20 protein-coding genes and 1 tRNA gene are annotated in these 22,455 nt (G+C 66.2%); 17 read left to right on the top strand and 4 right to left on the bottom strand.

Annotated features, from left to right (window positions below; all coding sequences use genetic code 11):
* Positions 1-190 precede the first annotated feature (190 nt).
* Complete coding sequence (locus J2Y55_RS29545; protein WP_310160436.1) at positions 191-388, bottom strand: hypothetical protein; 198 nt, start codon at positions 386-388, stop codon at positions 191-193.
* A gap of 431 nt (positions 389-819) precedes the next feature.
* On the opposite strand from J2Y55_RS29545, the gene J2Y55_RS29540 reads away from it, so the two are divergent.
* The 6 genes from J2Y55_RS29540 to J2Y55_RS29520 all read left to right on the top strand — a co-directional run bounded on the left by J2Y55_RS29540 (position 820) and on the right by J2Y55_RS29520 (position 4,463).
* Positions 820-1,371 (top strand): cytochrome c, encoded by a 552-nt coding sequence (locus J2Y55_RS29540; RefSeq protein WP_310160435.1) that lies wholly within the window; start codon positions 820-822, stop codon positions 1,369-1,371.
* Positions 1,372-1,408: 37 nt separating this feature from the next.
* Positions 1,409-1,774 (top strand): c-type cytochrome, encoded by a 366-nt coding sequence (locus tag J2Y55_RS29535; protein ID WP_310160433.1) that lies wholly within the window; start codon positions 1,409-1,411, stop codon positions 1,772-1,774.
* Between the two features lie 430 nt (positions 1,775-2,204).
* Positions 2,205-2,933, top strand: coding sequence for a 3'-5' exonuclease (locus J2Y55_RS29530; RefSeq protein ID WP_310160432.1), 729 nt, complete (start codon positions 2,205-2,207; stop codon positions 2,931-2,933).
* 239 nt (positions 2,934-3,172) lie between these two features.
* On the top strand, positions 3,173-3,445 hold the full coding sequence (locus J2Y55_RS30190) for a DUF6719 family protein (RefSeq protein ID WP_404979070.1): 273 nt from the start codon (positions 3,173-3,175) through the stop codon (positions 3,443-3,445).
* Between the two features lie 270 nt (positions 3,446-3,715).
* Positions 3,716-4,210 carry a YciE/YciF ferroxidase family protein gene (locus tag J2Y55_RS29525; protein ID WP_310160430.1) on the top strand — a complete coding sequence of 165 codons (495 nt, stop codon included), beginning with the start codon at positions 3,716-3,718 and terminating at the stop codon, positions 4,208-4,210.
* Between the two features lie 176 nt (positions 4,211-4,386).
* Positions 4,387-4,463: transfer RNA gene (locus tag J2Y55_RS29520), tRNA-Arg, on the top strand.
* Between the two features lie 118 nt (positions 4,464-4,581).
* Here J2Y55_RS29520 and J2Y55_RS29515 read toward each other — a convergent pair.
* Positions 4,582-5,517, bottom strand: coding sequence for a CobW family GTP-binding protein (locus J2Y55_RS29515; RefSeq protein ID WP_310160429.1), 936 nt, complete (start codon positions 5,515-5,517; stop codon positions 4,582-4,584).
* A 6-nt stretch (positions 5,518-5,523) separates the two neighbouring features.
* A complete protein-coding gene (locus J2Y55_RS29510) occupies positions 5,524-7,017 on the bottom strand; it encodes an amidohydrolase family protein (RefSeq protein WP_310160428.1) in 1,494 nt (497 codons plus the stop codon).
* Between the two features lie 259 nt (positions 7,018-7,276).
* On the opposite strand from J2Y55_RS29510, the gene J2Y55_RS29505 reads away from it, so the two are divergent.
* Positions 7,277-8,869: an ABC transporter substrate-binding protein gene (locus J2Y55_RS29505; protein ID WP_310160427.1), complete on the top strand. Its 1,593-nt coding sequence runs from the start codon at positions 7,277-7,279 to the stop codon at positions 8,867-8,869.
* Positions 8,870-8,964: 95 nt separating this feature from the next.
* On the opposite strand, the gene J2Y55_RS29500 is transcribed toward J2Y55_RS29505, so the two are convergent.
* On the bottom strand, positions 8,965-9,741 hold the full coding sequence (locus tag J2Y55_RS29500) for an IclR family transcriptional regulator (RefSeq protein WP_310160426.1): 777 nt from the start codon (positions 9,739-9,741) through the stop codon (positions 8,965-8,967).
* A gap of 124 nt (positions 9,742-9,865) precedes the next feature.
* Between J2Y55_RS29500 and J2Y55_RS29495 the strand changes: the two genes are divergently transcribed.
* From J2Y55_RS29495 to J2Y55_RS29450, 10 genes are all read left to right on the top strand, one after another.
* Positions 9,866-10,603 (top strand): SDR family NAD(P)-dependent oxidoreductase, encoded by a 738-nt coding sequence (locus J2Y55_RS29495; RefSeq protein ID WP_310160425.1) that lies wholly within the window; start codon positions 9,866-9,868, stop codon positions 10,601-10,603.
* A gap of 133 nt (positions 10,604-10,736) precedes the next feature.
* Complete coding sequence (locus J2Y55_RS29490; RefSeq protein WP_310160424.1) at positions 10,737-12,800, top strand: hydantoinase/oxoprolinase family protein; 2,064 nt, start codon at positions 10,737-10,739, stop codon at positions 12,798-12,800.
* Positions 12,797-14,785 (top strand): hydantoinase B/oxoprolinase family protein, encoded by a 1,989-nt coding sequence (locus J2Y55_RS29485; RefSeq protein WP_310160423.1) that lies wholly within the window; start codon positions 12,797-12,799, stop codon positions 14,783-14,785. The genes J2Y55_RS29490 and J2Y55_RS29485 overlap by 4 nt, the downstream gene beginning before the upstream one ends.
* Positions 14,782-15,525, top strand: a complete 744-nt coding sequence (locus J2Y55_RS29480) for an SDR family NAD(P)-dependent oxidoreductase (RefSeq protein WP_310160422.1) — start codon at positions 14,782-14,784, stop codon at positions 15,523-15,525. Before J2Y55_RS29485 ends, J2Y55_RS29480 begins: the two co-directional genes overlap by 4 nt.
* Before the next feature lie 43 nt (positions 15,526-15,568).
* Positions 15,569-17,140 (top strand): ABC transporter substrate-binding protein, encoded by a 1,572-nt coding sequence (locus J2Y55_RS29475; RefSeq protein WP_310160421.1) that lies wholly within the window; start codon positions 15,569-15,571, stop codon positions 17,138-17,140.
* A 27-nt stretch (positions 17,141-17,167) separates the two neighbouring features.
* A complete protein-coding gene (locus tag J2Y55_RS29470; protein ID WP_310160420.1) occupies positions 17,168-18,172 on the top strand; it encodes an ABC transporter permease in 1,005 nt (334 codons plus the stop codon).
* Positions 18,172-19,014: an ABC transporter permease gene (locus J2Y55_RS29465; RefSeq protein ID WP_310160419.1), complete on the top strand. Its 843-nt coding sequence runs from the start codon at positions 18,172-18,174 to the stop codon at positions 19,012-19,014. Before J2Y55_RS29470 ends, J2Y55_RS29465 begins: the two co-directional genes overlap by 1 nt.
* Before the next feature lie 4 nt (positions 19,015-19,018).
* Positions 19,019-20,035, top strand: coding sequence for an ABC transporter ATP-binding protein (locus tag J2Y55_RS29460; protein ID WP_310160418.1), 1,017 nt, complete (start codon positions 19,019-19,021; stop codon positions 20,033-20,035).
* Positions 20,028-21,014, top strand: a complete 987-nt coding sequence (locus tag J2Y55_RS29455) for an ABC transporter ATP-binding protein (RefSeq protein WP_310160416.1) — start codon at positions 20,028-20,030, stop codon at positions 21,012-21,014. Before J2Y55_RS29460 ends, J2Y55_RS29455 begins: the two co-directional genes overlap by 8 nt.
* 58 nt (positions 21,015-21,072) lie before the next feature.
* On the top strand, positions 21,073-22,356 hold the full coding sequence (locus J2Y55_RS29450; protein WP_310160413.1) for an MFS transporter: 1,284 nt from the start codon (positions 21,073-21,075) through the stop codon (positions 22,354-22,356).
* The last annotated feature ends 99 nt before the right edge of the window (positions 22,357-22,455 follow it).

Genomic DNA, 22,455 nt, shown 5'->3' with positions numbered 1-22,455 from the left:
CTAACCAGGCAGCGCTCCGGCATGGATCCCGGGTCGACCTTCGGTCACCCGGGATGACGGCGCGTGGGTGGTCAGGGCAGAACCATCACCGGAGCCTCCTGGAGCATCCTTCGAGACGCGGGCTGTGCCCGCTCCTCAGGATGAGGGCTCCGGGGTCCAAACAGACTCTTGGCAAATCCGAGCCGACCGTTCAGCCGCTGGTCGCAGGCCTGAGAATGTCGTCGATCTCGTCACGATCGATACGCCGCCGTTCGAACAGCCTTTTGGCAATGGCCTTCTGGGCCGCGAGCATCGGGGGTTGATACAGAATCGCGGCGGCCGCCCTGGCGCAGCGCGCCCGCAAAGCGAGCTCATCGACAGGCCGCAGGAAGGCGATATATGGCCGCATCTGGTCCAGATCATCCGCATGGGACTGGATCGCGCCCGGATACCATCTGAGCCCGCCCCCTCGTTCCAATAGATCATCTCGCCGCAATGGCCGGCGGACAGGATCGTGATCTCGACCTCGGCGCGCCGGATGTCCGCCAGCCGCTCAGCCTGGAAGCCTTTCCGATAGGGCTCGAAACAGGTCTCGCCGGTGAAGCCATAGGGCGGGCGAAGCCAGGCATAGGTGACATATCGCTCATGGTGCCAGCCGACGATAATGTGGCCGGCCTCATGAAATGCACAGGCCGCGCGCCGGATCTCGGCAGGGATGGCGCTGAGCTCGTGATCTCGTCCCACCTTTAGCGGTTCTCTGATGTCTTCGCTTTTTGCTGCGGCTTCGGCAACGCCTCGCACGCAACGGACAGTACCTACCTAGAGCATTGTTGTAGCGCATTGTCTTCACGCGAAGCGGCGTCCACTTCGCTCGAACATGCTCTCGTAACCATCACCGCCAAGGCTCCGGCAGCGCATGGAGCATCGCGGCCGCCGATTGACCTCGATCAAGGCCACGGCGCGGCAGCCGGGGCACACAGGCAGACGCTCGGAGTGCGGATGATGTTTCGGATCGCGACAAGACGACTTCTGATGATCGCGTTCGGTGCGCTCAGTGGCGCTCTGATCACGATGCAACCAGGCTGGGCCATGCCTGCCGATGCGCAGCGGCCGGACAACACTGAGAGCGCCGGGGTCGGCAAGCGCGTTGCCCAGCGCTACTGCGGCGGTTGCCATGCGATCGAAGCGACCGGCCTCAGCCCCAATCCGAAATCACCGCCCTTTCCGCTGATCGCCGAGCGCTATCCCCGCAACAACCCGGCGCCCGTCCTGATCGACGGCACTGTCGTTCGCCATCCCGGTATGCCCGAGTTCAACCTGCTCGAGAACGAGACCGACGGTCTCGTGGCTTATATCAGGCGGATTTCGCGCAAGTGGACGCCAACGCCCTGACGGAAAAGACCTTCTGCGGCAAAAGGAGCTGGGCGCGATGACGGCGATCAGGACCAGGCGGCAAAGACCCATGATGACGTCCCACGGCCGCTGGGGATCGTTTGCGCTCTGCGCCGCCCTGTTCGGCGCGGCACCTGCTCTGGCAGAAGGCATCGGCGATGCACGTGCAGGCCGGGAGATCGCCACGTCGCTGTGCAGCCAGTGCCATCAGATCGACGGTTCTGGTCGCGATTCCAGCCGGGTTCCACCCGGTTTCGGCGCCGTCGCCGACATGGCGTCGCAGACCGAGCTGTCGCTGCGTGTCTTCCTGCAGACGCCGCATGGCAACATGCCGCGCTATCAGCTCACGAGAGACGAAACCGAGGACGTCATCGCCTATATCCTGAGCCTCAGAGCGCGCTGAAGCCCAAGCGCAGCGACGGCCTCAATCGAACGGACGCCCGGCACCGCATTGGCGTCCACGCCGACCCGCTACAGGCGCGGCGATTCGAACCTGTGACCTTTGCCGTCCCCGGGCGCCGCGCCATTGCAAAACCCCTCGTTGCCGAGCTCCCGGCTATCCCCCCTTCCAGGGATTGCGCCCAGCTCAGCTGGATAGAGTGTTGCCCTCCGAAGCTGGGTTTCGCCGAAGGCGCTGCCAAAACCGCCCGACATTGACAGCAGCTTGCGCTTCGAATTCGCGCGTGAGATCCGATCACAACTCGGTTCGGCACGACAGCGCCACATTCAACTGATCACCGGCTCGAATGTCCGAAAAATTTCAGCGCGGCCCATCACCGCTGGATGATACCCTTGCTTTCGATTCGCCGAAGTCGGCACGGAGAGTCTCAACCTTGAATAGCATTCCCGGCGGTCGCTTCGTCGTCCTCGATTTCGAGACGACCGGACTCAGCCCGGCAATGGGCGCACGGGTGATTGAAGTGTCAGCCCGCGAAGTGGTGGATGGTCGGGCAGGCCAAGAATTCCTGACCTTCGTCGACCCAGGCGTCCGCGTGCCGGCCGAGATCACCCAGATCACCGGCATAACCACTGCGATGCTGCACGGCGCACCGACCTCGGCCATAGCCATGTGTCAGCTGGCGTCTTTCATCGGCTCATCGCCGATCGTTTGCCATAACGCGGGCTTCGATCGGAAATTTTATGAGCACGAGGCCGGAAACTTCCTGGAAGGGCGGCCCGTTCGCACTCTTTGCACTCTGCTGTTGGCTCGGCGGATGTTCCCGGGCCGGAAAAGTTATCGATTGGGCGGACTCATCGAAGAGATGGGAATCTCGTCCCCGGGACGGCTCCATCGAGCCAGCGCAGATACGTTCGTGACCGCGCACCTATTCGATCGCATCTGCGCAGATGCACGCTCTTATTGTCGCGCCGAGCATTTCGATCACGATGTGCTGCACCAGCTCCAGCGTGTCCGGGTTGCGGGGGCACGTGATTGGCTGGCAGCGTTGGGTAATCCTGACGCTAAATCGCACAGCAAATTTGGCTCAACCGAGGCTGTCGCGCAGAGCATCAGCACGGTGAACTTGCTCCTGGACCATCGCCGTCCTCGACGCTCTCAGTAAGCCGCCTGGAGATCAACGTTGGGGGCCGGCGTCGGAGATTTCTGACGCCAACGCCGAGACGCAATGAGCTGTCAAACCGCCCACCACAGCCGCGGCGCGCCCGACACGGTTCGAACGTGCGCCGTCGCCTGAGGGGCGGTGCTCCTTCACAACGGCTTCCGTCCTTGCGGTCAACTAAGAGTAAGCCCCAAGCAGCAGCCGTTTTGACCAGCCAACTCGGGAAGCGTAGCGTCGGAGCAATGTCTCATTCCTGGAGTGGGTCAATGAAGCGTTGGATCGTAGCGTGCGCCGCCCTTCTCACGATTGCCTCGCCCACGATCGCACAGGAGGTTCTGAAGCGAGAGCCTGCTCGTGGTGGCCTCCGATACGGGGAGAAGGTTCTCGTCGAGAGCCGGAAATGTTCGAAGGGTCAGGTGATGGAGGTCACAGGGGGACGTATACCGAGCCGTGGCACTCGAAATACACAGGCCCCGCCTACGCCTCGGGAGCGACGCTGCGTGCCGCGCGCCTGATTGAGCACCACAGCCACGGCCCGACACGGTTTGAACATGGGACCCTCGCCTGAGGGGCGTTTGCCCATTCGCAATTGCTGCGGGCGCTCGACCACCGGCAGTCCAGCTCGGCCGCGCTAAAGAAGATGCGGTTGCCCTGCGATCTTTTACAATTGGATCGGCCATCTTCAAGAGGCCGTCTGGGAACGGTCCCTACTGCGGGACGTTGTCTTCTCATTGCCATGTGCCCCTCAAGCCCGAGGGATGTCGCCGCACAAAGAGGACGCCACCATGAAGACCCTCCAGGACGCTTTTCAGCACACACTTCAGGACATTTACTGGGCCGAGAACGCGCTTCTCAAGGCCCTGCCCAAAGTCGCGAAAGCAGTAGGCAGCGCCGAGCTGAAACAGGCCTTCGATGATCACCTGAAAGAAACGAAAGGCCATGTGTCGACACTCGAATCCGTGTTCAAATCGTTGGGCCTGAAGGCCAGCGGCGAGAAATGTGATGCGATGGCCGGCCTCCTGAAGGAGGCGGACGGTCTTATCGACGAGGCAGAAGGCCACGCACGCGACGTCTGTCTGATCGGCGCCGCCCAAGCCGTCGAGCATTACGAGATTGCCCGCTATGGAACACTGCGCGAATGGGCGAAAGTCCTGGGGCACACCGAAGCGCACGAGCTGCTGACATCGATCCTCGACGAGGAAAAGGCGGCAAATGCCAAACTGACGACGCTGGCGGTGACGACGATCAACGGGTCAGGGTCAACCAGCAAGGCAAAGTGACGAACTGACGCTCGCCATCAATGCAGGACAGTTCGCTGTGGCGGCATATCGCCGCCACAGCCGCGGCGCGCCCGACACCGTTCGAACATCGGACCGTCGCCTGAGGGGCCCTTGCTCCCTCGCAAAATCCCTCGTTGCCGAGCGCCCGGCAATCAGCTATCCACCATCCACGGATTGCGCCCGTAGCTCAGCTGGATAGAGCGCTGCCCTCCGAAGGCAGAGGTCACACGTTCGAATCGTGTCGGGCGCGCCATTTCCTTAAGCCGCTTTCATGACCCGGCTTTCATTCTTATCATCCAGACAGTGTTGCGTGCCGGCCGGCATGCGCGATCGCACATGGCGCGCTCAACGAGCGACCTTATTGGCCCGCCTCATTCCGCCGCTGCAGCGACGCATCCGTCCATCACCGCCGCGATTTCGGCAGCGGACAGTGCCTCCAGTTCGGCAATGAACACGATCCGCGAGCGCGGCAGCCCCGATGCCGGCGCGCCAGCCGGGACCAGGGTCGCCCGGCCGCCGGCGAGCTGAAACAAGAATTGCCGGCCCGGCTGCTCCACCGTCTCGAACAGCCCCTTGGCGCGGGCGAGGTTTGGGGCGAGCCGGGCGATCGCCTGCTGCAGGAGCGGCAGCGAGACCGGCAAATCGGAGGTCCAGCTCAGGCTCTCGAACCGCTCGAAGCTCGGGCGACGGCTGCCCGGCATGCGCGGGACGGGCGGCCGGTCCAGACTATCAGGGAAAACCAGCTCCAGCGGCACCTGGCCGTGCGGGGCCTCGATCTGGAGCACGCCCGGGCGGATCGCCGCGACGGCAGCGCGAACCCGCTGCCTCTGCGTATCGTCGACGAGATCGACCTTGCTCAGCGCCACCATAGTGGCGGCGCGAAGCTGCGCGCGCAGCAGGAGATCGTCCAGCCCTGTGGGAGACATCGTCGCATCCACCACGCACAGCACCGTCTCCAGCGGCGCCTCCTGGAAGGTCACGGGATCCAGGAGATTGCGGACGATATCCTCGGGGTCGGCGACGCCGCTCGTCTCGATCAGGATGGCGTCCGGCCTGGGCTTGCGCCGCAGGATCATCGCCAGCGTGCGCAGCAGGTCGCCCTCCAGCGAGCAGCAGATGCAGCCATTGGCCAGGCTGACGACCCCGTCGCTGGCCCCAGTGATGAGCTCGGCGTCGATATTGATGGCGCCGAAATCATTGACCACGGCGGCGATGCGCCGCCCTCCGGCATGGGCCAGGATATGGTTCACCACCGTCGTCTTGCCGGCTCCCAGAAAGCCGGCCACGAGCAGGATCGGGACGGGCATGCCGGCTCAGGCACCGGCCGTGACAGGCCGGCGCACGGGCTGGCCGGGGCGCGCCGCCACCTCCATGACGCCGTCACTGATCACGGCCTGCCCATTGACCAGAAGATGCTTCACGCCCTCGGCCGGGCGGTTCATCGCCGTGAATTCGGCCCGGTCGGTCAGCGTCTCGAAATCGAACATGACGATATCGGCATCGGCGCCGCGCCGCAGCCGCCCCTTGTCGCGCATGGCCGGCGTGCTCGCCGCCAGGATCTCCGCCGGGATCAGCGTGCATTTGGCGATGCCGTCCAGCAGCGAAACCGCCTGGCGCTCCCGCACCCAGTGGCGCAGGAAGCGGGTGAAGGTTCCGGCCGAGCGCGGATGCGAGGTCGCGTCCTCAGGCAGTGGCCAGGCATCGCCGGTATAGATCGAGGCATCCGGCAAGCTCCAGGGCATGGCGTCGGAGGCGATCGCGCCGCCGGGATAGAGCACAGAGAGATCGAGCATGCGGCGGTGCTGTTCGTTGTTCTCGGTGTCGAGGATGTGCCAGAGCACCAGCGTGGAGGGCTCCTCGGCCTGCGCCGCCAGCAGCTCCTGCCGGTCGCGGAAGCGGCGGCCATCGGCGACGCGCTGTACGGAATCATAGCCGGTGCCGTTGCGCGTCTCGAATTCGGGATCGCTGAAGAAGGCGGCCGCCAGCACGGTGGAGCCGGTGCCATAGGGATAGGCTTCGACCGTGATCGGCAGGCCCTGTGCCTGCGCCTTCATCACCAGCTCGGCGCAGCGTTCCACATCGGTTTTGCTGGAGCTGTTGAAATGGCAGATATGCATATGCGCGCCGGTCGCGCCGGCATAGCCGATCAGGCGGATATAGGCCTCCACCGCGCTTTTCGGGTCGATGCGCGACATATAGGCGATATGGGTGAATGTCGGCACGCCCTGCGCCGCTGCGAGCTGGCAGACCGCCGTCAATTCCTGCACGCCGGCGCCCGGCGCATAGGCGTTCAGGATGCCGATGCCGATGCCGCCTTCGTCCAGGCCCTGCGCGATGCGCGCGATGATCCCGGCCTGCTCGCTGTCGCTGGCGATATTGTCCATCCAGCGCGGGTCGCGCATGGCGCGGCCGAACGCCTCCAGGGACGATTCCTCGTTGATGCCGACCATGGCGCCGATCCGGGCGAAGGCCCAATTCGTCGAGGCGCCATAATTCAGGATCCGCCCCTGCTCGGCCTGGCGCCGATACCAGGAGGCGACCGGCATCACGCCGGCTTCCAGATCGAGCGTCGTGGTGACGCCGTCGAAGGCCTGCATGCGGTCGGCGGGGATGGACTGGCCATGGGCGTGCAGGTCGATGAAGCCAGGCGCCACGACCAGCCCTGTCGCGTCGATGACCCGTTCGGCCTCGCCGAGCCCGGTTCCAACAGCGGCGATCTTGCCGTCGAGCACCGCTATCTCGGCCACCGCATCGATCCCGCTTTCAGGATCCACCACCCGGCCGCCCCGGATCACCAAACCGCTCATATCGCCGCTCCGCATGCCAAAACCCTGCGCCTCGGGCCGGCGTCGCCCTCCGGCGACGCATTCGACCGGCCATGGGCGAACAGGGCCGGCAGTAGAGGCAGATTCTCCGGCGACCGCAATCGGCTGGCGGCGCATGACATGGCCGCGGATTTGCTTTCGCAGCGTGACGCAGCAGCGCTCGCGCTGACGGGGCTGACCTTACAGCCAACCGCTCAGCCGCTTTGGGCCAATGCCGCAGGAATCAGGAGAACAGATCAGCATGAAACGCCGTCACTTCCTTCTGGGCGCAGGCGCCGCCCTGGCCGGCAGCCGCCTCACGGCTCCCAGCATCGTCCGCGCGCAAGACGCCAAGGTGCTTCGCTTCGTGCCCCAGGCCGACCTGCCCAATCTCGACGCCGTCGCCGGCACGCAGCTCGTGGTGCGCAATGCGAGCCTCTTGGTCTTCGACATGCTCTACGGCATCGGCGCCGACCTCACCCCGAAACCGCAGATGTGCGAGGGCCATGAGGTCTCTGCCGACGGCAAGACCTGGACGCTGAAGCTGCGTGCCGGGCTGAGATTCCATGACGGCGAGCCGGTGCTGACCAGGGACGTCATCGCCAGCATCAACCGCTGGATGCCGCGCGACGGCATGGGGCAGATGATCCAGTCGCGCCTGGATGCGCTGGAGGCGGTCGATGACCGCAGCTTCCGCTTCCGCCTGAAAGCACCGTTCCCGAAGCTGCTTTACGCACTCGGCAAGAGCAACACGCCGCTGCTGGTGATTATGCCGGAGCGGATCGCCAGGACCGACCCCTTTACCCAGATCAAGGAGTATATCGGCTCCGGCCCGATGGCCTTCAAGCGCGACGAATGGGTCTCAGGCTCGCGCGCCATCTTCCAACGTTTTGCCGGCTATCAACCCAGGCCGGAGAAAAGTGATTGGCTCGCCGGCGGCAAGGTGATGAAGGTCGACCGCGTGGAATGGATGACCATGCCCGACCCCGGCACGGCCGCGAGCGCGCTGCAGAACGGCGAGATCGACTGGTGGGAGAACCCCATCGCCGATCTCGTTCCGTTGCTGGCCAAGAACCGCGCCATCAAGGTCGGCATCGCCGATCCGCTGGGCAATGTCGGCGCCATGCGCATCAACCATCTGCTGCCGCCCTTCAACAACAAGCTCTGCCGCCAGGCGCTGCAATGGGCGGTCAGCCAGGCCGACTACATGCAGGCCATCGTCGGCGAGGACACCGCGCTGTGGAAGGAGATGCCGAGCTTCTTCACGCCGGGCACGCCGCTCTACACAGAAGCCGGCGCCGAGCGCCTGAAGGGCCCGCGCCAATACGACAAGGCGAAGGAGCTCCTGAAGCAGGGCGGCTATAACGGCGAGAAGGTGGTGATGCTGGTCGCCGCCGATGTGCCGATCACCAAGGCCCAGGGCGACGTCACCGCCGACATGCTCGGCCGCATCGGCGTCAATGTCGATTACCAGTCGCTGGACTGGGGCACGGTCGGCTCCCGCCGCACCAGCAAGAAGGCTGCCACCGAGGGCGGCTGGAACATCTTCTTCAGCTGGCATTCCGGCGTCGATTGCATCAACCCCGCGCCTTACAAGGGCGTCAGCGCCAGCGGCGACAAGGCCTGGTTCGGCTGGCCGAGCAATGACGAGGTCGAGCGGAACATCGCCGCCTGGTACGATGCGCCCGACCTCGCCGCCGAGAAGAAGGCGATCGAGGCGGTCAATCGCGCCGGCATGGACGATGTCACCTTCGTGCCGACCGGCTTCTTCCTCGGCCATTCCGCCTGGCGCAATGCGCTCTCGGGCGTGGCGCAGGCACCGTTTCCGCTGTTCTGGGACGTCAGCAAGGGCTGAGCAGAACATCTCGCCAGATCTCCGTTCCGGAGCCGGGATCTCGCGTCCGCGGTCTCCGGAACGGACGCTTCTGCAACGCGAAGCAGGCTTTCCGTTCAGGCGACGCTGTCCGCGTCTTGGCGATAGCCGAGCCGTTCGCTGATCTGCCTGCAGGCCTGCTTCAGCATCGCAACCAGCTCGTGGCTGCGGGCGTGGTAGCGCATCGTCACCACGCCCAGATTGAGCGCCGCCACGACGCTGCCGTCCCGGCCGTGGATCGGCGCGGCGAGGCCTGTCGAGCCGGTGACATGCTCTTCGTCGCAGACGGAAACGCCCTCCGCGCGTATCCTCACGAAGAGAGCGCGGATCGCGTCGGGGTCGGTCACGGTCTTCGGTGTCCGCGCGATCAGGGGAACGCGCGCCAGATAGGCATTGGCGAGACCGGCCTCCCAATGCGCCAGCAGCAATCTGCCCGTCGCTGTGCAGTAGGAATCGCTCTGGCCGTCGAGATCGACATCGAAACGGATGGCCTGGCGGCTGACGCATTTCGCCAGACGCTTCGATTCACCCCGGGTGGTGCGCACCGCCAGGACGACGGTCTCGCCAGACATGTCGCGCAACCGCTCCATGATCGGATGCGCGGCGGACAGCAGCCTTGCCTCATGGGCGCGGGTCGCGGAACGATGGCGGCTGGCGTGGACCAGCACATAGCGTTCGGTGGAATCCTGGATGGCGTAGCCGCGGGAGACCAGCGTCTGAGCGAGCGCATGGGCGCTGCTTTTGGGGAAGCCCAGAGCGGCGACGATCTCCTTGAGTTTCACCGGCTCGGCGCAGCCTGCCAGATACTCCAAGAGGTCGAGGATCCGGGCCGCCGATTTCACTTCGGTATTCATATATGTGAACCTGATCCTGCTTGTCGAACAAATTAGCCGACGATACGCTCCCCTTCAATCCGGATGAATTCAACAGGTTCAAGCGGAGTGAATTCTGCGCATGACGGCGGCGAGCGAAAGATCAGTGGCGATCGTGACCGGTGGCGCGCGCGGCATCGGCCGGGCTTGCGCCAAGGCGCTCGCCGGAGCCGGCTTCGACATCGCGCTCGTCGATCTGCTGCGGCCGGAGCTTGACCGCACCGCCGATGAAATCCGCGGGCTCGGCCGGGAGGTCCTGACCTTCGAGGCGGATGTCTCCTCTTTCGCGGAGGCGCAGCGCATCGCCACGGAGGTCGTCGGGGAATTCGGCCGCATCGACGTGCTCCTGAACAATGCCGGCCGCTCGATGGCCAAGGGTATCCTCGAAATCACCGAAGACGAGTTCGACCGCACCATCGCGATCAATCTGAAGAGCTGCTTCAACTATGTCCGCGCGGTCGCCCCGGCCATGCTGGCGCAGGGCGGCGGCCGCATCGTCTCGATGTCGTCGCTCAACGCGCATTCCGGCGGCGTCACCGCGGCCGTCAGCCGCTTCGCCTATGCCTCGGCGAAGGCCGGCATCATCGGCATGACCAAGGCCCTGGCCAAGGAACTGGGGCCGACGATCCTGGTGAATGCGATCTGCCCGGGCGTGATCGAGACCGAACTGGGCAATGTGCTGACGCGCGAGCGTGGCGCCGCCATCGCCGCAAGCGGCATCGCGCTGCATCGGCTCGGCACTCCGGAGGATGTCGCGCAACTCGTACTGTTCCTGGCCGCCTCGAAACCCTGCTTCATCACGGGCCAGGCGATCACCATCGACGGCTTCCAGTATCAATGGTGAGCGCCCGCCAATGACCTTCTCCACCCGAAGCGAGCCCCGGATCTGGTCGACAGATGCCCGACGCAACCCGGCCGGTCCTGTTCGCGCCGGCACGCCACGCATCCCTGCGACGCTGAACGGGCGGAGCTGAATCATGGGCTATCGCGTCGGCGTCGATATCGGCGGCACCTTCACCGATTTCTGCGTGTTCGACGAGGACAGCTACGCGCTGCGCACGCTCAAGGTGCTGTCGCGGCCGGACGCGCCGGGAGCCGAGGTGCTGCAGGGGCTCGACGAGATCGAGCGCCGCTTTGCGATTCCACCCGGCGCCATCTCCTATTTCACCCATGGCTCGACCGTGGGCGTGAACAGCATCATCCAGGGCACCGGTGCGAAACTCTGCCTGTTCGTGACCGAAGGCTTCCGCGACGTGCTGGAATTGGCGCGCCTGAAGATCCCCGATCCTTACGACCTGTTCTCGCGAAGGCCGCCGCCGCTGGTGCCGCGCGACCGCGTGATCGAGCTCGGCGAGCGGATGAACGCGGCAGGCGAGGCCGAACGCGTGCCCAGCGATGCGGCCATCACCGACGCGTTGCGGCAGGCCGAAAAGGCGGGCGCGGAAGGCATCGTTCTCGCCTTCCTGCACAGCTACACCAATCCGGCGCATGAACGATTGGTCAAGGCCCGCATCGCAGAGCTCAACCCGTCACTGCCGGTGTTCTGCTCGGCCGATGTCTGGCCGATCGTGCGCGAATATGAGCGCACCATCACGGCCTGCATTCATGGCTCGGTGCAGCCGCGCGTGTCGCATTATATCGGCCGGCTCGAGGCGGCGCTCACCGAGCGCGGCGTTGCGCCAGCGCCGATGATCACCAAGTCGAATGGCGGCGTCATGACCGCCGCCGCCGGCAAGGATCGCAGCATCGAGATGCTGCTCTCGGGCACGGCGGCGGGCGTGATCGGCGCCGGCTTCGTGGCGCAGCGCTCCGGTTTCAGCCGGGTGATGAGCCTCGACATCGGCGGCACCAGCGCCGATGTCGCGCTGCTGCGCGACGGCATGCCGGATTTTCGCTCCGGCGAGCTCGTCGGGCGTTATCCGATCTATCTCCCGACCGTCTCGGTCTCGTCGATCGGGGCCGGGGGCGGCTCGGTCGCCAGCGTCGATACGCTCGGCGTGCTGCGCGTCGGGCCGGAAAGCGCGGGATCGACGCCCGGCCCGGCCTGCTATGGGCGCGGCGGCGAGCGCGCGACGATCACCGACGCTTTCGCCGCCATGGGCGTGCTCGGCACTGGGGGGCTCGGCTATGGCGCCGTCAATGTCGACCGGGAGCGGGCGCTTGCGGTCCTCGCGCCGCTGGCGGCGGGGCTTTCACGCGATGTCGCGGCAACGGCCGAGGCGATCGTCGATCTCGCTGTGGCCAATATGTATCGCGAGATCAGCCGCCTGTTCTCGCAGGTCGGCGAGGAGCCGAGCGGTTATGCGCTGCTCGCTTTCGGCGGCGCCGGGCCGATGCTGGGCTGCCTCGTCGCCGAGGCGATCGGGATGGAGGCGGTGATCATCCCGGAGACGCCCGGCGTGCTCGCCGCGCTCGGCGGTCTGCTCGCCGATCTGCGCTCCGATTTCGTGCGCGTGGTCTTTCTGGACATGACGGCCGGGGCGATGGGTGCTTTGGCCAACGCGTTCGAGGGGCTCGCCGCCGAGGCACGGGACTGGCTCCATGGCAGCCAGGGCCATTCCGGCGAGGCCGCGCTGACCATCTCCGGTGACATGCGCTATCGCGGCCAGTCCTACGAGATCGAGACGCCGCTGGAGGCGGCCTGGATCAGCGCGGGCGACCAGGCTGCGATCACTGCGGCCTTCCACGCCAAGCATGCCGAGATCTATGGCCATGCGGATGACAAGGCGGCGGTGCAGATCGTCGCATTGCGCGTCGTCATCACCGGCCGCACGCCCAAGCCCTCCTTGCCGGAGCGAGAGCTGACCAGGACCCATGTCGTCGCTCACCGAAGGCTGACCGTCACGCATCGCGGCGCGGAGATTGCGGCGGGCCTGTTCGAACGTCGCGAACTGCCGCCCGGCAGCCGCTTCGATGGGCCGGCCGTCGTGATCCAGGACGACACCACCACATGGGCCCCGCCCGGCTTCACCGGTGAGGTCGATGCCTACGCCAACCTCATCCTGCGACGGAGCGGCATGGAACGGAGCAGCATGACATGAGCACGCTCGACCCGGTCACGCTCCAGATCCTGAAGAGCCATTTCGAGGCCGCAGCCGAAAGCATGGCCTATACGCTGCTGCGCACGGCCCATTCCGCCTTCGTCAAGGAGACCGAGGATTTCACCAGCGGGCTGACCACGCCATGCGGGCAGACCTTCGCCAGCCCGAAGGATCTCGGCGCGACCTGGTTCATCGGGCTCGACTATGCCGGCGCCATCGAGGCGATTCCCGATTACCGCCCCGGCGACATCTGCGTCACCAACGATCCCTATTCCGGCTTCGTCTGCACCCATGCGCCCGATATGCATCTGTGGATGCCTATCTTCGCGGGCGAGCGACTGATCTGTTTCGCCGTCGGCCATATCCACAACACCGATATGGGCGGCGCGGTGCCCGCCTCGCTGTCGCGGGCGCTGACGGAGGTCCATCAGGAGGGCATCCGGATTCCGCCGATGAAGCTCGTCGATGCCGGCGTGATGAACGATCAGGTGCTGCAGATCATGCTGCGCAATGTGCGCATGCCGGATCAGAACTGGGGCGACCTCAAGGCCCAGATCGCCTCGCTCAAGACTGGCGAGCGCAAGATCATGGACGCGGTCGCCCGCTTCGGCACTGAGACGGTCTGCGATGCGATGTATGGCGTGCTCGACCTGGCCGACCGGCAGGCCCGGCGCCTGTTCGCGGAGATGAAGGACGGCGACTACGTCTTCACCGACTATATCGACGAGGACAGCCCCGGCGGCGTGCCATGCCGATTGAAGCTCTGCGTGCAGGTGCGCGGCGACGAGGCGGTGTTCGATTTCAGCGGCAGCGACCCGCAATTGCAATCGGCGCTCAACATGCCGACCGGCGGGCTGCCAAGGCATATCCTGCCGCTGGTCGGCTACAACTATGTCGTCTACTCGCTCGACACGACGGTGGCGCTCAATGCCGGGCTGCTGCGGCCCGTGCGCTGCATTCTGCCGGAAGGATCGGTGGTCAATCCGGTCTATCCGGCGGCGACCGGCATGCGCAGCCTGACCTGCACCCGGATCCAGGGCATGGTCGTGGGCGCCTTCTCGCAGGCCATGCCGGACCGGCTGCCGGCAGGCCCCGCCGGCGGCGGCGGCATCCTCAATGTGCGCACCACCGACAGCCGAACCGGGCGCCTCGCCATGGCCTCGATCAATCCGATCACGGGCGGCGGCGGCGGCTCGGCGCGCGAGGACGGACAGGACGGCTCCAACTCCTTCCTCAAGAACACGCCGATCGAGATCACCGAAGCCGAGGTGCCGATCAAGGTGCTCGGCTACGGCCTGGTGCCCGATAGCGGCGGCGCCGGGCGCCATCGCGGTGGGCTGGCGGCGCAGATGACGTTCCAGCTGTTCTCGCCGAATTCGGTGGTCACGGCGCGCAACCGCGACCGCGTGCGTTTTTCCTGCTGGGGCTTGGAGGGCGGCCAGCCCGGCGCGACCTGCGGCTTCCTGCGCAACCCCGGAACGGCGGGCGAGGAAGCGCTCGGCAACACCGATGTGGTGCGCTGCGCGCCCGGTGACGTGCTGATGATCTCGGCCTCGGGGGCCGGCGGCTGGGGCGATCCATTTACCCGGCCGCTGGCCGAGGTGCTCGACGATGTCGCGCAAGGCAAGGTCAGCGAAGCCGGCGCCTTGGCCTATGGCGTGGTGATCGCAGCAGGCGTCGTCGATCAGGACGAGACAGCCGCCTTGCGCGTCCGGCCGCGACCGGCACCGAACGGCCTGACGCTCGATCCGGCGCGCCTCGCCTTCGAGACGGTCTGGTCCGATGCCGCCTGGGACCAGCTCTCGGAGAGGCTCTTTGCGCTACCCGTCGAATGGCGCTTCTTCATGAAGCACCAGGTCTTCGCGGCCGTGAGCATCGACACTGCCGCCGCAAGCGACCCCGTCGCCGCGATCGAACGCGCCTATGCGAGCCTTCTGCTGTTGTATCCGCAGATGGCGCCTCGGACGATCGGAGCAGCGGCATGAACATCACCTTCGAGGGCCAGAGCGTGCTGATCGCCGGCGCTGCGCGGGGCATCGGGCGCGGCATCGTCGAGAGTTTCGCCACACGTGGGGCCAGCGTCTTTGCCGGCGACCGGCTAGCAGACGAGATGACCGGGCTCGAGGCGCACAAGACCGCGCTCGACCTACGCGACAAGAGTCAGGTTCAGGCCTGGGTCGCCGGGAGCGAGACGATCGCCGGCCGGCCGGTCGATGTGCTGGTCTATGTCGCCGGCGGCGTGCTCGGCCAGAGCGCCAAGCCGCTCGAAGAGGTCGATGAGGCAGATTGGCGCGCCATTCTGGACGTCAACCTGACCGGGGCCTTTCTCGCCGCGCAGGCGGTCGCGCCCGGCATGAAGTCACGCGGCAAGGGCCGGATCGTGCTCATCGCCAGCGGGGCGGGCCTGCGTACCTCGCTCACCGGCATCCAGGCCTATGCCTCGGCCAAGGCCGGCGAGATCGGGCTCGCGCGCCAGCTGGGCCAGGAGCTCGGCCCCTTCGGCATCACGGTCAATGCGGTGGCGCCGGGCTTCCAGCGCACCAGCCCCGATTACGAGCGCCAGTGGAATTCCTATTCGCCCGAGCGCCAGGCCGGCATGATCGAGAACACGGCGCGCCGGCGGGCGGGGACACCGCAGGATATCGCGCATGCCGTGATGTTCCTGGCCTCCGACTACGCCGACTTCATCACCGGTCAGGTGCTTTCGGTCACGGGAAGTCCTTGACCCCAACAGAAGCCCCCGGACCCCAGCAACAGAGGAGGATGGCATGACCAAGACACGCAGAGATGCTCTGAAGACGGTTCTGGGTTCGGTCGCCCTCTCCTCGGCCGGATGGAGCGGCGCCTCGGCGCAAAGCGGCGGCAAGTTCGTCTATGCGAATAACAGCCCCTACGACAATCTCGACCCCCATACGATCTTCGACACCGCCCGGGCCGCGTCGCGCTTCAACCTCTATGACGGGCTCTATCGCTGGGTCGACAATCCCCCGAAGATGATCCCCTGGCTCGCCGAGAGCCACAGCATCTCCGGCGACGGCAAGGTCTACACCTTCAAGCTGCGCCAGAATGCGAGGTTCCATGACGGAAAACCCGTCACCGCCAACGATGTGGTCTATTCGATCGAGCGCATCATCGCGCTGAAGAAGGGCGCGGCCAGCCTCTATCTCGATGCGATCAAGCCCGGCTCGACCAAGGCGCTCGACGCCCACACGGTCGAATTCAATCTCAGCCAGCCCTCCGCGATCTTCCTGACGACGGTGCCCGACATCCTCGTCGTCAACAGCGAGCTGGTGAAGGCCAATGAAAGGAACGGCGACTGGGCCGAGGCGTGGCTCGCGCGCAACGAGGCCGGCAGCGGCTCCTATGCCCTGCGCCGGCATGATCCGGCGGTCGGCTGGACCGGCCGGCGCTTCGTTGAGCATTTCGCCGGCTGGACCGGGCAGCCCTTCGACGATGTCGAGTTCCGCACCGTGCTGGAGACCAATACCCGCGTGCTCGGGCTGATCCGCGGCGATTATCAGGGCGCCGACGGCTATCTGCCCTATGACCAGATCCAGCGCCTCAAGCAGTCACCCAATGTCCAGATCATCGACCAGGAGTCGATGCGCGTCTTCATCCTGGCGCTGAACACCAGCAAGCCCCTGATGAACAACGTCCATTTCAGGCGGGCGCTGGCCTATGCCTTCGACTATGACGGCTTCATCGCCAACATCATGAAAGGCTCGGTCAACCGCAATCCGGGTCCGAACCCCAACAATATCTGGGGCACGCCGCCGGGGCTGAAGGGCTACAGCTACAATCTCGACCTGGCTCGCGAGGAGCTGAAGAAGGTGACCGAGCCCTTGCGGCCGATCACCATCAACGCGCTGGCGGGCTTCAGCGAGTCCGAACAGGCGGCGACCTTGTTCCAGAACACGCTGCGGCAGATCGGCGTCGAGGTCGTGGTCGAGGTCTCGCCCTGGTCGGTCGTCTCGAGCCGGATGCGCAACGCCCAGACGCAGGCCGACATCATCCCGCTCTGGAAGAGCACCTATTATGTCGACCCCAATAACTGGGTCGGCGAGCTCTATGGCACGCGCTACCACGGCACGCGGACCTTCTCCTATTACAGCAACCCCGAGATCGACAGGCGGCTCGACCGCGCTTTGGTCTCGAGCGACCAGGAGGAGCGCCGCAAGCTCTATGAGGAGATGACCCAGATCGTCAGCGACGAGGCGGCGGGCATCTTCGTCTACAACACCAAATGGTACGGCCCCTATTCGAGCAAGGTCGAGGGCATCCGCTTCTCGCCCGTCAGCAACGGGCAGGACATCCGCTGGGCCTCGTTGAAACGAGGTTGAGCAGGCGATGCGAGCGGAGGCGACTGCATGAACTGGCTGTCCCTGGTGGCGAACCGACTGATCTGGTTTCTGCCGACCATGCTTGGCCTGCTTGCGATCGTCTTCGTCCTGTCGCGCGTCGTGCCGATCGACCCCGCGCTTCTCGCCGCCGGTGAAAACGCCACCGCCGAGCAGCTGCAGCAGGTGCGGGAGCGCTTCGGCTTCGACAAGCCGCTGCCGGTGCAGTTCCTGCGCTATGTCCTCGATGTCGCCCAGGGCAATTTCGGCGTCAGCCTGTTCACGCAGCAGCCGATCATCCACGACCTCGTCGCGCGCCTGCCGGCGACACTGGAACTGACGCTGGTGGCGGTGCTGATCGCGGCGCTGGTCGGGATTCCGCTTGGCGTGCTCTGCGGGCTCAACCGCAATTCCTGGATGGACCACATCCTGCGTGTCGTCACGGTGTCGGGGCTTGCCGTCGCCTCGTTCTGGTTTGCGATGCAGCTCCAGTTCCTGTTCTCGATGAAGCTCGGCTGGCTGCCGCTTTCGGGGCGGATCGAGGGCTTTCCGCCGACCCCGGTGACGAATCTCATGGTCGTCGACGCCCTGATCGAAGGCGATGGCGAAATGCTGGGCGACGCGTTACGCCACCTCGCTTTGCCGGCGCTCACGCTGGCCTTGCCGGCGGCCGCGACGGTGGTGCGCTTCACCCGCAACGGCGTCATCGGCGTGATCAACTCGCCCTCCGTCGCCTATCAGAAGGCGATGGGCTTTCCGCGCCGGGTGATCGTCTGGAAATATGTGCTGCGCATGGCGATGACGGCGACGGTGACACAGCTCGGCCTGATCTTCGGCATCCTGCTCGCCGGGGCCGTCGTGGTCGAGACGGTGTTCGATTGGCCCGGGCTCGGCGCCTATGCGGTGCGCTCCATCCTGCAATCCGACTACAACGCCGTGATGGGCTTCACGCTCTGCACCGGGGCGCTGTTCGTCTTCATCAACCTGCTGGTCGACCTGCTGCAGGCGGCGATCGACCCGCGCGGGGCAGCCTGATGCTGGCGCTGCTCAAACGCTTCGCGCGCGACAAGGCGGCCCTGCTCGGCGCTTGCCTGCTCGGGCTCCTCGTCATCGCGGCGATCTTCGCGCCATGGTTTGCCCCCCATCCCGGCGACGTCACCGATTTCCACATCGAACGACGCCTGCAAGCGCCAGCCGCCGCAGCGCTGTTCGGCACCGACCGGATGGGCAGCGACATCTTCAGCCGCCTGCTCTTCGGGGCGCGCATCACCTTGATGCTGGCCGCCATCGCCGTCGGCTCGGCGCTGCTCATCGGCGTCCCGATCGGCCTTGTCGCCGGCTACTACAAGAACTGGGTCAGCGACGCCCTGATGCGCGTCGCCGAGATCTTCCTGGCGGTGCCGCAGATCGTTCTCGCCATCGCCATCGCGCAGACGCTCGGCCCCTCCATCGAGAACGTCATCCTGGCGCTGTCGCTGACCTATTGGCCGTTCTGGGCGCGGCTCGTCTATGCCGAGACACGCTCGATGCGAAACGAGGTCTTCATCGAATCCGCCGTGGCGCTGGGCGCCTCGCCCTGGCGGGTCATCGTACTGCATATCCTGCCCAACATCGCCTCGCCGATCATCGTGCGCACCTCGATCGGCATGGGCGCGACGATCCTCACCGCCGCGACGCTCGGCTTCCTGGGCCTGGGCGCTCCGCCGCCGACCCCGGAATGGGGCCGCATGATCGCCGAAAGCCGCGAATATTTGCCCGAGGCCTGGTGGTATGCACTCGCGCCGGGCATCGCCATCTTCCTGACCGTGCTCGGCTTCAACCTGTTCGGCGACGGGCTGCGCGACATTCTCGACCCACGCACGCGGCGGAGCGTCTGAGGCGATGGCGCCGCTGCTCGACATCGCGAAACTCTCCCTCAGCTTTCGCACCGAGAGCGGCCCGGCGCGCGTGCTCGACCAGATCGACCTTGTCGTGCAGCCCGGCGAGATCGTCGGCCTCGTCGGCGAATCCGGCTGCGGCAAGACCACCCTGGCGCGCGCGATCCTCGGCACCTTGCCCGAACGCCTGACCGAGATCGGCAGCGGCCATATCCGCCTCGACGGCGTCGACATGCTCCGCGACGACCGGGCCACTGAGCGCCTGCGCGGCCGGGTCGTGACCTTCATTCCCCAGGACCCCTTCGCCAGCTTCAACCCGCTGTTCCGCATCAGGGCCCAGATCGGCGACCTGATGCGCTGGAAGACGCCGCGCAGGACGGCCTCGCGCTTCGGCTGGCGTTCGCGCGCGGAGCAGAAGGCCGACGATGAGGCCGTGCTCGCCATGCTCGACACGGTGCAATTGCCGCAGCCGCGCCGCATCCTGGAGAAATACCCCCATGAGCTCTCCGGCGGCCAGCGCCAGCGCGTGATGATCGCGATGGCGCTGCTGCCGGAGCCGCGCCTGATCATCGCCGATGAGCCGACCACGGCGCTCGACGTCACCGTCCAGGCGCAGATCCTCGGCCTGCTGCGCCGGCTGGCGGTCGAGCGCGGCGTCTCCGTGCTGTTCACCACCCATGATCTCGGCGCCGCCTGGGAGATCTGCGACCGCGTCGTGGTGATGTATGCCGGGCAGACCGCCGAGATCGCGCCGCGCGAGGCCTTCTTCGCCCATCCCCGCCACCCCTATACCCGCATGCTGCTGCAGAGCCTGCCGGAAGAAGGGCGCGACGCGGTCGGCATCCCCGGCGCGGTGCCAAGCCCATTGCAGCCGCCGCCGGGCTGCCGCTTCAACCCGCGCTGCCCGCAAATGACCGGGATCTGCCGCGACGAGCGCCCTGTGCTGTCCGGACAGCACGGCGCCCATCAGGTCGCCTGCCATCATCCTGTCGAGGCAAGCGAGGTCGCTGGGAATGTCTGAGGTCCCGGTGCCGGCCCTGCTCGAGGTTGATCGGCTCGGCCGCCATTTCCCGGTGCGCGGCTTTCTCAACCGCCGCGTCGGCACATTGCGGGCCCTGGACGATGTCAGCTTCTCGGTCAGGGAAGGCGAGGTGCTCGGCATCGTCGGCGAATCCGGCTGCGGCAAATCCACCCTCGGCAAGACCCTGATGGGCATTCACGAGCCGACCAGCGGCGAAGTCCGCCTGCAGGGCGAGCGCATCGCCGCGCCCGGCCAGCAGCGCGCCGCGGCAGTGCGGGCCAAGCTGCAATATGTCTACCAGGATCCCGGCGCCTCGCTCGATCCGCGCTGGACCTTGCGGCGCTCGCTGCATGAGCCCTTGATCATCCACACCGACTGGTCCCGGGCCAAGCGCGAGGAGCACGTTCAGGCGATCGTCAGCGCGGTCGGCCTGCCGCAGGCGCATCTCGACCTCTATCCGCACGAGATCAGCGGCGGCCAGCAGCGCCGCGTCGGCCTGGCGCGCATCCTCGTGCTCGGCCCACAACTGATCATCTTCGACGAGCCGACCTCGGGCCTCGACGTCTCCGTGCAGGCGACGGTGCTGGCGCTGTTTCGCGACCTGCGCGCAGAGTTCGGGCTGACCTATCTCTTCATCAGCCACGACCTCGCCGTCGTTCGCTCGATCTGCAACCGCATCGTCGTGATGTATCTGGGTCGCATCGTCGAGATCGGCGACACCGCAGAGGTCTTCCGCGCCCCACGCCACCCCTATACCCGCTCGCTGCTCGCCGCCGCCCCGCGCATCGGCGGGCCGCGCGTCACCGAGAGCTTCACGTTGCAAGGAGAGCCGCCGGACCCGTCCAATGTGCCCTCCGGCTGCCGCTTTCGCACGCGCTGCCCGCTCGCAATCGACAAATGCGCAACAACAGAGCCGGCTATCGATTTTGAAAACGGCCATGGCGTTGCCTGTCTGCGCTGGCGCGAATATGCCGCGTGATGTCATCGATCACGCAACCCATTCCCATCTCCCCTGACCCGACGGGCTGACCCAAGCGATGTCTTCAGACGAGGTACAGCCGGCGGCCGAGAGCAAGCCTTCCGCCGACAGCAAGCCTTGCGATGCTCCGCCGCAATGGATCTCGGCGCTCGTGACCATGACCGCCGTCCAGGCGGCGACCGCGTTCCTGACGCGCATCCCGCCGACGCTCGCGCCTGCCTTCACAGCGGAAAGGGGCTGGTCTGATGCGATCATCGGCTATCTGGCGAGCCTGGGCACGCTCGGCTCGATCATCTTCCTGACGCTCGGCGCTCCGATGCTGCGCCGGCTCGGCTCGGTACGCGCGCTGCAATGCGGGCTCTGCCTCGGCGTCATCGGATTGCTGCTGCTCCTGCCGCCCTTCTGGCCGGCCGCCGCCGCGGCCTCGCTGCTGATCGGGCTCGGCTACGGCCCGTCCTCGCCGGCGGGCAACGATGTGCTGCACCGGACAGCGCCTGTGCGCCACCGCGCGATGATCTTCTCGATCAAGCAGGCTGGCGTACCGGCGGGCGGCATCGTCGCCGGCCTGATCCTGCCGCCGGTCGTGGAGGCCTTTGGCTGGCGCGCCTCGCTGCTGGTATCGGCTGTTCTGGTCATGCTCGTGCTGCTCGCCGTGCAGCCCATGCGCGAGCGGCTGGACGCAGGCAGGACGCGCGACCAGGCGGTGACGGTGCGGGCCTTCCTGTCGCCGGCGAATATCCGGGCGCCGCTTGCGGCGCTGACCAGCTCGGCCTCCATCGTCAGGCTCGCCATGGCAGGGGCGTGCCTGGCGCTCGGCCAGGGCATCTGGTTTGCCTATCTGATGACGTTCTCGGTTTCGGCCATGGGGCATGATCTCCGCGCGGCCGGCATCGCCTTCGCGATCATGCAAGCGAGCAGCGTCGTCGGCCGCATGCTGCTCGGCTGGCTGGCGGACCGGCTCGGTTCGCCGCGGCAGCTTCTCGGCCTGATGGGGCTGGCCTCCGGCCTGACCTCGCTCACCATGGCCTTCGCCGGGCCGGAATGGTCCTACGGGCTTTTCTGCATTCTCGCAGCGGTGGCGGGTGTCACCGTATCGAGCTGGAACGGCGTCCAGTTGTCGGAGGTCGCCCGGGCCTGCCCGGCCCATCTCGTGAGGGAAGCCTCCGCCGGTGCGACCTTGATCATCTTCCTGGGCTATGTCGTGGGTCCATCCGTCTTCGCGGTTCTGCTGATGCTCACGCAGCGTTTCGATATCGGCTTCCTCGTCTGCGCCCTCTTCGGCGTCATCTGCTTCGCGATCATGCCGCGTCGCGCCTCGACCCCACCTGGCGGCCATGGCTAGATCATTTTCGACCTGACTGAACCGTCATTGCGAGCGCAGCGAAGCAATCCAGGAGCGGCAGAGCTCTACGTCCTCCTGGATTGCTTCGTCGCTTCGCTT

The organism is Allobosea sp. BE125 (assembly GCF_031456075.1).
Classification (GTDB): Bacteria; Pseudomonadota; Alphaproteobacteria; order Rhizobiales; family Beijerinckiaceae; genus Allobosea.
Note: the sequence above shows the minus strand (reverse complement) of the source record. Positions and strands in the feature narration are given on the sequence as shown.